At 58.9% G+C, this 11,676-nt stretch carries 10 protein-coding genes and 1 pseudogene; 7 read left to right on the forward strand and 4 right to left on the reverse strand.

Annotated features, from left to right (window positions below; translation table 11 throughout):
• Positions 1–92 precede the first annotated feature (92 nt).
• Positions 93–1,073 (reverse strand): Gfo/Idh/MocA family protein, encoded by a 981-nt coding sequence (locus G113_RS15040; protein ID WP_005906029.1) that lies wholly within the window; start codon positions 1,071–1,073, stop codon positions 93–95.
• 533 nt (positions 1,074–1,606) lie between these two features.
• On the opposite strand from G113_RS15040, the gene G113_RS15045 reads away from it, so the two are divergent.
• Positions 1,607–3,238 carry a methyl-accepting chemotaxis protein gene (locus G113_RS15045; protein WP_005906030.1) on the forward strand — a complete coding sequence of 544 codons (1,632 nt, stop codon included), beginning with the start codon at positions 1,607–1,609 and terminating at the stop codon, positions 3,236–3,238.
• Between the two features lie 322 nt (positions 3,239–3,560).
• Here the strand turns inward: G113_RS15045 and suhB are convergent, their stop codons facing one another.
• Positions 3,561–4,364, reverse strand: a complete 804-nt coding sequence (gene suhB, locus G113_RS15050) for an inositol-1-monophosphatase (RefSeq protein ID WP_005906031.1) — start codon at positions 4,362–4,364, stop codon at positions 3,561–3,563.
• Between the two features lie 212 nt (positions 4,365–4,576).
• Between suhB and G113_RS15055 the strand changes: the two genes are divergently transcribed.
• Entirely contained in the window at positions 4,577–5,041 is a 465-nt protein-coding gene (locus tag G113_RS15055; RefSeq protein ID WP_040319279.1) for a hypothetical protein, read from the forward strand.
• Here the strand turns inward: G113_RS15055 and G113_RS15060 are convergent.
• Positions 5,034–5,642, reverse strand: a complete 609-nt coding sequence (locus tag G113_RS15060; protein WP_005906033.1) for a TetR/AcrR family transcriptional regulator — start codon at positions 5,640–5,642, stop codon at positions 5,034–5,036. The genes G113_RS15055 and G113_RS15060 overlap by 8 nt on opposite strands.
• Positions 5,643–5,731: 89 nt before the next feature.
• On the opposite strand from G113_RS15060, the gene G113_RS15065 reads away from it, so the two are divergent.
• The 3 genes from G113_RS15065 (at position 5,732) to emrD (ending at position 8,523) form a co-directional block, all read left to right on the forward strand.
• Complete coding sequence (locus G113_RS15065) at positions 5,732–6,343, forward strand: glutathione S-transferase family protein (protein WP_005906036.1); 612 nt, start codon at positions 5,732–5,734, stop codon at positions 6,341–6,343.
• Between the two features lie 60 nt (positions 6,344–6,403).
• Positions 6,404–7,066 carry a glutathione S-transferase family protein gene (locus G113_RS15070; RefSeq protein ID WP_005906039.1) on the forward strand — a complete coding sequence of 221 codons (663 nt, stop codon included), beginning with the start codon at positions 6,404–6,406 and terminating at the stop codon, positions 7,064–7,066.
• A gap of 260 nt (positions 7,067–7,326) precedes the next feature.
• On the forward strand, positions 7,327–8,523 hold the full coding sequence (gene emrD, locus G113_RS15075; RefSeq protein WP_005906041.1) for a multidrug efflux MFS transporter EmrD: 1,197 nt from the start codon (positions 7,327–7,329) through the stop codon (positions 8,521–8,523).
• A 95-nt stretch (positions 8,524–8,618) separates the two neighbouring features.
• On the opposite strand, the gene G113_RS15080 is transcribed toward emrD, so the two are convergent.
• Positions 8,619–9,530, reverse strand: a complete 912-nt coding sequence (locus G113_RS15080; RefSeq protein ID WP_040319282.1) for a LysR family transcriptional regulator — start codon at positions 9,528–9,530, stop codon at positions 8,619–8,621.
• Between the two features lie 163 nt (positions 9,531–9,693).
• On the opposite strand from G113_RS15080, the gene G113_RS15085 reads away from it, so the two are divergent.
• Together G113_RS15085 and G113_RS15090 are read left to right on the forward strand one after the other, a co-directional pair.
• Positions 9,694–10,500 carry a formate dehydrogenase accessory sulfurtransferase FdhD gene (locus G113_RS15085; protein ID WP_152436068.1) on the forward strand — a complete coding sequence of 269 codons (807 nt, stop codon included), beginning with the start codon at positions 9,694–9,696 and terminating at the stop codon, positions 10,498–10,500.
• A pseudogene (locus tag G113_RS15090) lies at positions 10,487–11,676 on the forward strand (molybdopterin-dependent oxidoreductase); the annotation flags it as partial. The gene G113_RS15085 and the pseudogene G113_RS15090, both read left to right, overlap by 14 nt.

Here is an 11,676-nt window from a genome sequence, read left to right on the forward strand (position 1 = left end):
GCGAGCCTCTAGGACTTGTGAGTCGGTGGCAGGCGTAAAAAAAGAGGACCCCGCACTGCGGGGCCTCTTTTTACCATTTAGCGCTTTGCCAATCAGGCTTGATCGGCCGGGAAGCGAACCCCTACCTGCTGGCGTACCTGGGTGATGACCCGCGCCGTGTCGATGGAGCGCGTGACAGCACTCTCATCCATCTGGCCTGCGGTTATCTGGGCGGCAAAGGCCGTGGCCTCGTAGATCATGCTGTTGTCAGACTGGGGCAGGGTCAGGACTTCCCGCTGGCCGTCCCGACCGACCCAGGTCAGCCCGGTACTCTCGGAGAGGTGCTCTATGATGAAGGCGCCTTCGCTGCCCTGGATCTCGCTTGGGATAAAGGAGTCGGAGACCTTGGAGTGGCTGATCACCATCTCGAAATCCGGGTAGTGCAGCAGCACAGTACCTTGAATGTCGACCCCGGTCTCCAGCAACTGGCCACTGGCGGTGACTCGGGCGGGTGCACCAAACAGGGCGATGGCACTGGCCACGCAGTAGTAGCCAATGTCCATGATGGAGCCGTTGGAGAAGGCCGGGTTGAAGGTATTGGGCTGCTCACCGGCCAGGTACTTGGGCCAACGGGAGGAGTACTGGCAATAGCTGAAGCTGGCGCGTCGCGCCTGGCCCAGACGGGGCAGCTGCTCGGCCAGCAGGCGGAAGTTTGGCAGGTAGGCGGTCTTGAAGGCCTCGAACAGGACGACACCCTGATCACGGGCGCATTGATACATGGCCTCGACCTCGGCCAGATTTGAACCGAGTGGCTTCTCGCAGATCACATGTTTGCCCGCCGCCAGCAGTTGCAGCGTATGGGGGCAGTGCAGGGAGTTGGGGCTGGCCACGTAGACGGCATCGAAGCTGGGACTGGCGGCAAACTCGGCCAGATCGTCGAAGCAGGCCGGATCGTCATACTGGGCGGCAAATGCTTCTGCGGTGGCGCGCTGGCGGGAGTAGACGGCGGTCAGTTTAAACGCCTTGCTCAGCAGCGCCGCCTCGATGAATTTTTCTGTGATCCAGTTAGTACCGATCACCGCGAGTCTGATCATGGGTTGGCTCCTTGTAACAACATGCAGGTAGCAATAGGGGCAGGGTCGGCGCCCATCATAGCCTAACTCGCTCGCTGGCCCCACCATGGTGGCTGGCCTTGGGCAGGAAAAATTCGTCACTGATGATCTGTTGCTCAATATCAGTCTGGCATGGGGTAGCCGCGGGAGTCAGAGGAGGAGCAGATCCCTATGCAGGTAAAAGGGAGCCCATGAGAACCAGTGCATTTTTATAACAATGAACGACAGTCATCTCTATTAAGGGTGATATATAAAAGTGACAGATCAAAAAACAGACTAATTAATTCAGTTTGAGTAATTTATGGGCTTTTTAATGCAGTGATATTAATGGCTGGGCCATATTCATGGTGCGAACAGTCGGGGTTAGCAAGGGGCTGTGATATAGTCGACCGTTGACGGGAGCTTAGTTTCTCGGCCTATCGACACCTCCCAGCAGGACCTCCGGGCGGCGCATGCCATAAGGACATGATGACCAACAGCCTCTGCCGTTCGGCAGTTGAGGAATATGGGTAAACATGTTTTATAAAGACCTCTCCATCGGCAAGAAAATTGCTCTGGTGTTTTCCGTGATCGCCATCGTTAATATGATATTCGGTCTCTTTCTCGCCAGTGAATTAAGAACGGTGCGGGATCGCGTATTGAATTTTACCGACTCCACCCTGCCGAGTGTCATCTCGGTTGAAAATCTCATGTATGACGTTTCTTATGTGCGCCGTGCCCAGTTTGCCATTCTGATGGTGGACGATGCGACCGATCTGCAGGCGCGACTTGGCCGGATCCAGGCCAATATCGACAAGGTGGATGGGGCCATGCGCAGTTATGAAGCCACGGTTGGTGGCGATAATGAGCGCCAGGTATTCAATCGGACCAAGCAGGCCTGGCTTGATTATCGGCAGAGTGTGGCTGATTTTGAGCGCCAGCTGACCCAGGGCAACCGGGAACAGGCACGCACCTTGTTGTTCCAGACCAATGATCGTTACAGCCGTCTGGAGCAGGAGGTGAACAACCTCATCAACGTCAACCTGGGCTTCGTGCAGGAAAACCGGGGTGGCCTGCTGGGCAGCGTCAGCACCCTGCTTACCCTCTCCAGCGTCAGCATCGGGGCCCTGGTGCTGTTCATGATCGCCATGACCTGGTTCCTGACCCGCCAGATCTGCCGACCACTGCAGGCCGTGGTCAGTCAGGCCAATGCCATCGCCGCCGGAGACTTGACCCACAGACTGGATCGCCAGCACATCGGCAAGGATGAGCTGGGCATGCTTGCCAAGGCCACGTTGCAGATGCAGGACAACCTGCGTCGGCTCATTGAAGAGGTGGTGGCTGCCGTCACCCAGCTGGGTACTGCCATCGAGGAGGTGAGCGCTGTCTCCGAGCAGTCTTCACGGGGGATCGCCCATCAGCAGCAGGAGATCACCTTGGTGGCGACCGCCATGGCGCAGATGAAGGCGACGGTGGCTGACGTGGCTGGCAATACCGAGATGGCCTCTGATTCTGCGAGCGCCGCCAACCAGCTGGCTCGTCGCGGCAATCAGGATGTGCAGGGCTCTCTGGTCGCCATCAATCAGGTGGCCGCCGAGATGGAGCAGGCCGGCATCCTGGTGACCGAGCTGGAGCGGGAGTCGGCCCAGATCAATCTGGTGGTCGATGTGATCCGTGGCATTGCCGATCAGACCAACTTGCTGGCGCTCAATGCTGCCATCGAAGCGGCGCGGGCGGGTGAGCAGGGCCGTGGTTTTGCCGTGGTGGCAGATGAAGTACGCACCCTCGCGGGTCGCACCCAGGCCTCCACCGGGGAGATCATTGCCATCATAGAGACGTTGCAGGCCCGAGCGGATCAGGCGCGCAAGGTGACGGGGCAGAGCTGTGACATGATCCGCCAGTGTGTCGGCCAGAGCGAGCAGACAGGGGTGGGCATTCAACAGATTGAAGAGGCCGTGGCCCAGATTGCCGATATGGCCATCCAGATCGCCAGTGCCTGCAGCGAGCAGGATGCGGTCTCCGATGAGCTGGGTCGCAATGTCGAGCGGATCAACGACTCCTCTCGCGAGGTCGCGACCGGTGCCGAGCACACGGCCCAGGCCTGTCTGGAATTGAGCCAGTTGGCGGCCGGGCTCAAGCAGACCATAGGTCGTTTCCGCCTGGCGTGATGCGGCCTGTGCCGGGTGGGCTGATGCTGACCCAGTGCTTCTCTATGCTATCAACCCGAACACCCGGCCTGGCGCCGGGTGTTTGTTTTTAGCGTGCAGCCTGGGAGGTGGTCGCGGGGCAATGTGATCAGGCGGCAGCATGACACATCGAGTCATCCGGGACGTCTGCCGATTTCAGGGCTGGGAGGTCTGTATCAATGGCTTCTAGGGGGCTGGGGGTGGTTGCGGACACGCCGGCCTGGAACCCTGGTTGCCTTTATAAGTACCAGATATAAAAAAACCCGGCCTGAGCCGGGTTTAAGGTGCAAGAGTCGGAACTGGCTTATTTGGCCAGGGATTCCGGCAGATTCTCGCGGATCTTGCCGAGCATCACCTTGAGGACGCGCGGGTTGGCAACCACCATGTTGCCGGAGTTTTCGTAGTTATGACCACCCACGAAATCGGTGACGATGGCACCGGACTCTTTGGCCAGCAACTCACCGGCGGCACTTTCCCAAGGCTTGAGGCCGATTTCCCAGTAACCGTCGATGCGGCCGGCGGCGACATAGGCCAGATCTAGGGAAGGAGCGGCGGCACGACGGATGTCAGCACACTCGATGAACATGCTCTGGAACATCTTCAGGTAAGACTCGATGTGGTGCTTTTGCTTGAACGGGAAGCCGGTGGCCAGCACGGTGCCGGACAGGTCTTTGGCTTTGCCGACACGGATGCGGTAGCCGTTCAGCTGGGCACCATTACCACGGGTAGCGGTAAAGAGTTCGTCACGGATGGGATCGTAGACGACAGCCTGTTCGGTCTTGCCTTTGACGCGCAGGGCGATGGAGACGGCAAAGTGCGGAATGCCCTTGACGAGGTTAGTCGTGCCATCCAGTGGGTCAATGATCCATTGGTAGTCCGGATTGGTACCGGCAATCTCACCAGACTCTTCAGCGATGATGCTGTGTTCCGGGTAAGATTTTTTGATGGTATGAATGATGGCCGCTTCGGCTTCACGGTCAACGTTGGTCACGAAGTCATTGCTGCCTTTCTGAGTGGCCTCGATGTTTTCGGGCTGGGAGAAGGCTTTTACTACTACTTGACCGGCGTTGCGCGCAGCGCGCACGGCGATATTCAGCATCGGATGCATAGGTTCACCACTGGATGTTAAAGAACGGGGATAAAAGGACGCGAAATTATAGCAGCATACTTTTGAACCGCAAGCCTTATCACCAATAGGGAGGCGCTAAATCGATAGCATGCACCAATAGCTGACTTTACATAACAATTTGGTCTAGTCTTGTCTCGCCAGACCCTTGGCATGTGTAATAACAAGCTCCATCACTCATAGGGATGTGTCGTATGAACTTGTCATTAGTCAGTCATAAACCGTCGTCCATGGCGGTCAACGGGTTGCTCCAGGCGTTACAGAAGTCCGCTGACGTCGGCACCTATTTTAATCGCATCGTGGTGATCAGTCCGAGTCAATGGAATCCGACTCGAGATGAGGCCGCCATCTTGCTACTCGATGATGAGGACCACTGGCCGGAACCTGTGGCGGTGGAAACCGAGGCATCGATTGGATTGCCGGTATTGCCGCTGTTGATGTGTACCGCGGCAGATACGGGAGGGGCCAGCTCGCATCGTGGCCCTGATGTACGGGATCCCCGCTACTATTTCGTCTCCAACGGCATTGTGATGGATGGTCACGAGTGGGAGAGCCAGACCAGCAGCCAGCTGCTACTCGACAAACTGGCCTCTTACCTGCCACTGTTGTCACGCCTGAGTCTGCTGCGCCAGCGCAGCCTGCCGGGGGCGCTTAACTAGCCAGTCGGCTGACCGCCCTGCCACAGGGCGAGCTGTCGTTTGAGGGTGGCAATGTCGGCATGCAAGGTGTCGCCATTGCCACCCCCTTCCCGAGCAAGACCCAGCCCTGTACATGCACAAACAAGAAGCGCGCCAGGGCTTCCACGTCAGTGTTTGCTGCCAACTCCCCATTTCGTATCGCGACCCTGAGTGCATGGGCCAGCGCCTGTTGCAACTCCTGATGCATGGCCGCGATGCGCTCGCGCACCTTGGGTTCATCCATGGCTGTGCCGATCTGGGCATTTTGCAAGAAGCAGCCAAGATTGCCGGGTTGAGTCAGGCGCAGTGCCAGGGCATCTAGCCAGTCATGGATGGCCGCAAGCCCGCCGTGCTCGCACAGCAGAGGGGTAAGGCGCTGGCGCGAGACCTTGTCTATGTAGTGATCAAGTGCCAGTTGAAACAGGGTTTGTTTGTCGCCGAAGCTGTTGTAGAGGCTGAACCGATTGATGCCTAAGGCATCGACCAGATCCTGGATCGAGGTTGCCTCAAAGCCTTTTTGCCAGAACAGTGTCATGGCTTGCTCCAGCTTTTCGGCTGGATCGAATGCAGTTTTTCGGGCCATAGTACCTCCTGTCGCCACTATAACAAATTCTTGACCGTTCGTTTAGATAAGACTAGTTTCTAACTGTTCGTTTAGAAATGGAGATCAGGATGAAAGTCTATGAATTGAAGCGGGCACCCAATGCGCGCCGGGTCCGGATGTTTCTGGCCGAGAAGGGGGTCGACATGGCCTATGAACAGGTCGACCTGAGCGGCGGCGAGAATTTGAGCCCGGATTTCCTGGCCAAGAACCCGGCCGGGCGAATCCCGGTGCTGGCGCTTGATGACGGCAGCTATCTGAGCGAATCGGTCGCCATCTGCCGTTACTTCGAGGAGCTCTATCCTGATAACAATCTGTTTGGCACGACCCCCCTGGAGCGGGCCCAGATAGAGATGTGGAGCCGCTTCATCGAGTTCAACCTCTGGCAGCCAGCGGGCATGGCCTTTCGTCACATCACTGGCTTTTACCAGGATCGTGAAACGTGCTTCCCCGAGTGGGGGCAGGAGTGCAAGCTGCTGACAGGCCAGTGGTTTGGCAAGCTGGAGGAAAGGCTGCAAGCATCTGTCTATATTGCCGGAGACCGTTTCACCATTGCCGACATTCTCGCCCTGTGCGCCATCGACTTTGCTGCCAGGACGCTGGCGCTGCACATAAGCGATGAGCAGATAGCCCTCAAGCGCTGGTACGATGCGGTATCAAGCCGGCCCAGTGCCCAGGCCTGAGTCACTGTTCCGTCACAAGACGCCCGACACGCTGTGTGCCGGGCAACCAAGGAGAAGATGATGATTGATTTCTACACGGCCGCGACGCCAAACGGCTTCAAGGTCGCCATCGCTCTCGAAGAGCTGGGCCTGCCTTATAACTTGATCCCTCTCGATTTTTCGACTCAGGAGCAGAAGCAGCCCGATTTTCTGGCGATCAACCCCAATGGCCGCATCCCGGCCATCGTTGACCGGGATAATGGTGATTTTGCCGTGTTCGAATCCGGAGCTATCCTGATCTATCTGGCGGAGAAGACGGGCAAGTTGCTGCCGCAAGATCCCAAGCGTCGCTCCCAGGCCATTCAGTGGCTCATGTTCCAGATGGGCGGCGTCGGCCCCATGATGGGCCAGGCCAATGTCTTCTATCGCTACTTCCCCGAGAAGATCCCGGCCGCGATCGAACGCTACCAGAAAGAGGGTCGCCGCCTGTTTGAGGTGCTCGACGGCCATCTTGCCCATCATGAATACCTGGCGGACGAGTACAGCATTGCCGATATCGCCACCTGGCCTTGGGTGCGGATCTATGACTGGAGCGGCATCTCCATCGAGGGGCTGGAGCATCTGCAAGCCTGGATGGCGCGCATGGAGGCCAGACCCGCTTGCCAAAAGGGGGTCACGTTGCCACCGCGCAAGGAGAACCCGGACGATCTGGTCAAGCAGGCTCAGCAGATGGTGACCCGGTAAGGGATAAGCCCGCGAGCGGCAGAAACAAGAGAGCAATAAACGGGGCCTGCGGGCCCCGTATTATTAGAAAAACTAAGCCAAGCTGATTACAAAGATTCGTTCGTGTTTTGTGATCTGAATCACTAACATGGCCAGCATAAGGGAGCTGATCTGCTCCCGATCAACGCGGGTTCTCCGCGCTGTGATTACTCATCCAGATCTGACAATGACTCCTCCCTCCAGGGTGAGGAGCGCCATGCTTTTGATGTCGTGGAGCAGTTATGAATCGGCACAGCTTTTACCCTTTGTTTTTCCTGACCATTCTGATGGTCGCCGTGGGTCAGATGACCCAGACCCTTTATGTGCCTTCCATCCCGGTGATGGCGGCGGATCTGGGGGTGAGCTCGGCCTCGCTACAGGCGGTGATGGCCTGCTACCTCATCCCTTACGGCTTGTCCCAGTTCATCTATGGTCCCCTCTCCGACAAGTGGGGCCGTCGCCCCGTGCTGCTGATTGGCATGATGGTGTTTCTGCTCGGTACTCTGGTTATCCAGCTGATCCCGAATGCCAGCGCCCTGCTGGTGGGCAGCTTCATTCAGGGGCTGGGAACGGGCGCAGCCGGGGCCATGAGCCGGACCGTGATGCGGGATCGCTATCAGGGGGCCGAGCTCAACCGCGCCAACAGCCTGGTGAGCATGGGGGTCATCTTCTCGCCTCTGCTGGCGCCCGTGCTGGGGGGCTGGCTGACCGAATGGTTGAACTGGCGTGCTGGTTACTGGTTCTTGTTCGGGTTTGGCGCCATCAGCACCATCGCCATCTTGATCTGGTTTGCCGAGACATTGCCCCAAGAGCGTCGCCAGCCGCTGCGGGTGCGCGCCGCCTATCGTCATGTGCTGGGCAACCCCAGATTCCAGGGCAATCTGCTCTGCCTGATGGCGACCTTCGCAGGACTTGCCGTGTTCGAGGCGGCGGCGGGGGTGCTGCTCGGTGACGTGCTCGGCTTCAATGCCAAGACGGTGAGCGTCCTGTTCGTGCTGCCTCTGCCGGGTTATTTGTTCGGCGCCTGGCTCTCGGCTCGTCTGAGCTTTCGACTGAGTCCGGGCAAGCTGATGCGTCTTGGGATCCTCTTCTTGGCGTTGGGGGCACTGATCATCTTGCTGCCGGGTCTGTTTGGCATCGTCAGCGCAGCGTCCCTGGTGGGCGGGGCCGCAGTCTACTTCATCGGTAGCGGCATCCTCTATCCGACCGCGACCACCTGCGCCATCGAGCCCTTCCCGGGTCAGGCAGGCACCGCCGGCGCCATTCTTGGCGGCATGCAAAACCTCGGCGCCGGGCTGGTCACCCTGCTGGCGGCCAGCTTCCCCATGCAGGGGCAGCTTGGCCTGGGCGCCATCATGACGGTGATGGTGGTGCTGGTCGCCCTGAGCTTTGCCTGGCTGCGCCACCATGGCTCGCCTCGGGAGCAGCTGGCAACCTGATCTGCCTGCATTGCACCATCAAGCCCGCCTCCTTTGGCGGGCTTTTGTTTGGGCGCAGCGGCAGGGGCCGTACCAAGAGGCGGTAGCCGTGGGGGCTAAACGCAGCGGTCATGAGACGGCATTGTCTCTGTGACCAGGGCAAGGAACGCCCGCATGGCGGGAGTGATGCTGTGTTGACGGGTCATGAAGAGGGTGCATCCGACATCGAGTGGTTCGAGCAGCCGGTAGTCCAGGTCGGAAAGCTGACTGGCAGAGTGGGCGAGGCCGGCGCTGACGATGGCCCACCCCAGCTGGTGGTGGACTGCGCTGGTCAGATGAAAGAGGGAGTCGGTTTCGAGCACCATCTTCAGGCTGATGCCTGCGCGCTCGGCGGCGAGATCCAGATATTGGCGAAATTGCATGTTCCGGCTGGGCAGTACCAGCGGTTTGTCTTGCAGGCTGGCCAGGGTGATGGGCGCCCCATTACCGAGGGCGGCCGCCGCGCTGCGGCTCATCAGCAGGGCCATGCGGTTGTGCCCCTGGGGGTAGAGGTGAAAGGCGCGCCGGTTCGGCGCGCTCAGCGATTCGTCAAAGCCCAGACCAATGTCGCACTGGTGCAGCTCCAGCTGCGCTAGCAGGGCTTCGTTGCTCATTACCGACAGGCGGATGACGATATCGGGGTAGCGTGCCTTGTAGCTGGCGATGAGCGGCATGATGTCGACATTGGACTGCGGGACTATGCCGATGCGCAGCGTGCCCGATAGCTCACCGTGAAAGCGTGCCAGCTCCTGCTTGAGTGCTTCCTGCTCCAGTAACATCCGCTCGGCATACTGGCGCACCAGTTCCCCGGCCTCGGTGAGGGCGACGAACTGGCTGGTACGCACCACCAGATCTGTCCCCAGGTTTTTTTCCAGCGCCGTGATGCTGGCCGACAGGGTGGGCTGGGTGATGTGGCAGGCTTTGGCTGCCTTGGCAAAATGCTGGTGATGGGCCAGCTCATGAAAGTAGTGCAGCTGCTTGATGTTCATCATGCTCTTGCCGGAGCTCTGGGGGAGGTTGCTGCCAACACTAATCAATTGAAAGTCCATCTTCAATAGAATAGTTCTATCAGTATATAGATTTAATTCATTGGTTTTACAGCAGTTGGCTCTCTAAACTTGAATGCAGTTTGTATTTTTAGGCCACTCTCCCATGTCTGCGCACTGTCCTGTCGACGGTTCAATCAATCCATCGCCCTTGCCTGCCCTGGCTCATCTGGTGGAGGAGGTGGCTGTCTCCATCAATATCAATGGCATCAACCATGCTGTGATGATGACGACCCCGGACGATCTCGACGATTTTGCCATCGGCTTTCTGTTCTGCGAGTCGATTATCCATCACAACCACGATGTACACGATATCCGGGTGACCCCCACCGAGCTGGGTTTCGTGCTGGATGTGACCATCGCCAATCGTTGTCTGGCGCAACTACAGCGGCGTCGGCGCAGGCTGACCGGGGCAACCGGCTGCGGCATCTGCGGGGTGGAGGCGGTCGAGCAGGCCTTTCCCGAGTTGCGTCCCTTGCCGCTCACACCTCCCCTTGATGCGGGATTGTTGGTTGGGCTGCGGCCACAGATTGCCCAATGGCAGCTCAAGGCGCAGCAGTATGGGGCCATCCATGCGGCCCTGGCGCTGGATGCGCAGGGCAAGATAGTGCACTGCCGGGAGGATATCGGGCGCCACAATGCCCTCGATAAACTGATCGGCCTGTTGCTACGCCGGCAGCTTGCCTGCGACACCCTGGTGGTGACCAGTCGCTGCGGCAGCGAACTCATCCAAAAGGCCGTGCTGTTTGGCGCCCGTCATCTCGTCTGCCTCGCGTCCCCCAGTCAACTGGCGGTCAGGCTGGCCCTCAAGTACCACCTGAATGTTGTCCATATTCCCAAGTTTGATGCACCGGTGTGCTATTCCAGCCATCGTCCGTCGGATCCCATCGGAGAATGTCATGAGCCATATTGAAAAGCCCGCCAAAGCCGGCGGTTTTTCGTCCCTGCAGTCTACCATGAAGCAGGTGTTGCGCAGCCAGAAAACCAAACAGAACATCAAGAATCTGTTGCGGGTCAACCAGACCGACGGCTTCGACTGCCCGGGTTGCGCCTGGGGGGACAATGACCACGGTGCCTTCCAGTTCTGTGAGAACGGCGCCAAGGCGGTGGCCTGGGAGTCGACGGGCAAGACGGTGGGAGCGGACTTTTTTGCCAATCATTCGGTGCGCCAGCTCGCCACTCAGAGCGACTATTGGTTGGAGTATCAGGGGCGCCTGACCGAGCCGATGCGCTACAACCCGGCGACCGATCACTACGAGCCGATCAGCTGGGATGAGGCGTTTGCACTGATCGCCGAGCAGCTCAAGGGGTTGGATAGCCCGGATCAGGTCGAGTTCTATACCTCGGGTCGTGCCAGCAACGAAGCCTCTTACCTCTATCAGCTGTTTGGTCGCCTGTTTGGCACCAACAACTTTCCCGACTGCTCCAACATGTGTCATGAGGCGAGCGGGGTGGCGTTGATCCAGTCGGTTGGCATCGGCAAGGGGACGGTCGAGCTGGATGATTTTGATCGCGCAGATGCCATTTTCGTCTACGGCCAGAACCCGGGCACCAACCACCCGCGCATGATGAATGCCCTGCGCCAGGCGGCGCGCCAAGGTTGCAAGATTGTCAGCTTCAATAACCTCAAGGAGGTGGCGCTGGAGCGATTCGCCAGCCCGCAGAGCCCACTCGAGCTGTTGACCCCGGCGGCCACCACCATCAGTCACCAATACCTGACCCCCAAGTTGGGCGGTGACATGGCCGCCATGCGTGGCATGGCCAAGTACATACTCGAAGAAGCGCCTGAGGCGGTGGACCGCGACTTTATCACCCGCCATACCCAGCATTTCGATGCATATGAGCTGCAGGTGCGCGCCACCGGCTGGGCCGAAATAGTGCAGCAGTCCGGATTGACCCAGGCCGAGATAGTACAGGCCGCCAGGGTCTTGCCGCCAGCAGCAGTGTCATCAGTTGCTGGGCCATGGGAATCACCCAGCACCTGCATTCGGTCGACACCATACGCGAGATAGTCAAACCTGCACCTGCTGCGCGGCCAGCTTGGCAAGCCAGGGGCGGATCTGTCCGGTACTGGCCACAGCAATGTGCA

The organism is Aeromonas molluscorum 848 (assembly GCF_000388115.1).
Taxonomy (GTDB): Bacteria; Pseudomonadota; Gammaproteobacteria; order Enterobacterales; family Aeromonadaceae; genus Aeromonas; species Aeromonas molluscorum.

Bases quoted from the DNA above. Each gene is read 5' to 3' on its own strand.
- G113_RS15070 (WP_005906039.1), top strand. From the start codon at position 6,404: ATGATTGATTTCTACACGGCCGCGACGCCAAACGGCTTCAAGGTCGCC.
- G113_RS15085 (WP_152436068.1), top strand. From the start codon at position 9,694: ATGTCTGCGCACTGTCCTGTCGACGGTTCAATCAATCCATCGCCCTTG.
- emrD (WP_005906041.1), top strand. From the start codon at position 7,327: ATGAATCGGCACAGCTTTTACCCTTTGTTTTTCCTGACCATTCTGATG.
- G113_RS15065 (WP_005906036.1), top strand. From the start codon at position 5,732: ATGAAAGTCTATGAATTGAAGCGGGCACCCAATGCGCGCCGGGTCCGG.
- G113_RS15080 (WP_040319282.1), bottom strand. From the start codon at position 9,530: ATGAACATCAAGCAGCTGCACTACTTTCATGAGCTGGCCCATCACCAG.
- G113_RS15060 (WP_005906033.1), bottom strand. From the start codon at position 5,642: ATGGCCCGAAAAACTGCATTCGATCCAGCCGAAAAGCTGGAGCAAGCC.
- suhB (WP_005906031.1), bottom strand. From the start codon at position 4,364: ATGCATCCGATGCTGAATATCGCCGTGCGCGCTGCGCGCAACGCCGGT.
- G113_RS15040 (WP_005906029.1), bottom strand. From the start codon at position 1,073: ATGATCAGACTCGCGGTGATCGGTACTAACTGGATCACAGAAAAATTC.
- G113_RS15055 (WP_040319279.1), top strand. From the start codon at position 4,577: ATGAACTTGTCATTAGTCAGTCATAAACCGTCGTCCATGGCGGTCAAC.
- G113_RS15045 (WP_005906030.1), top strand. From the start codon at position 1,607: ATGTTTTATAAAGACCTCTCCATCGGCAAGAAAATTGCTCTGGTGTTT.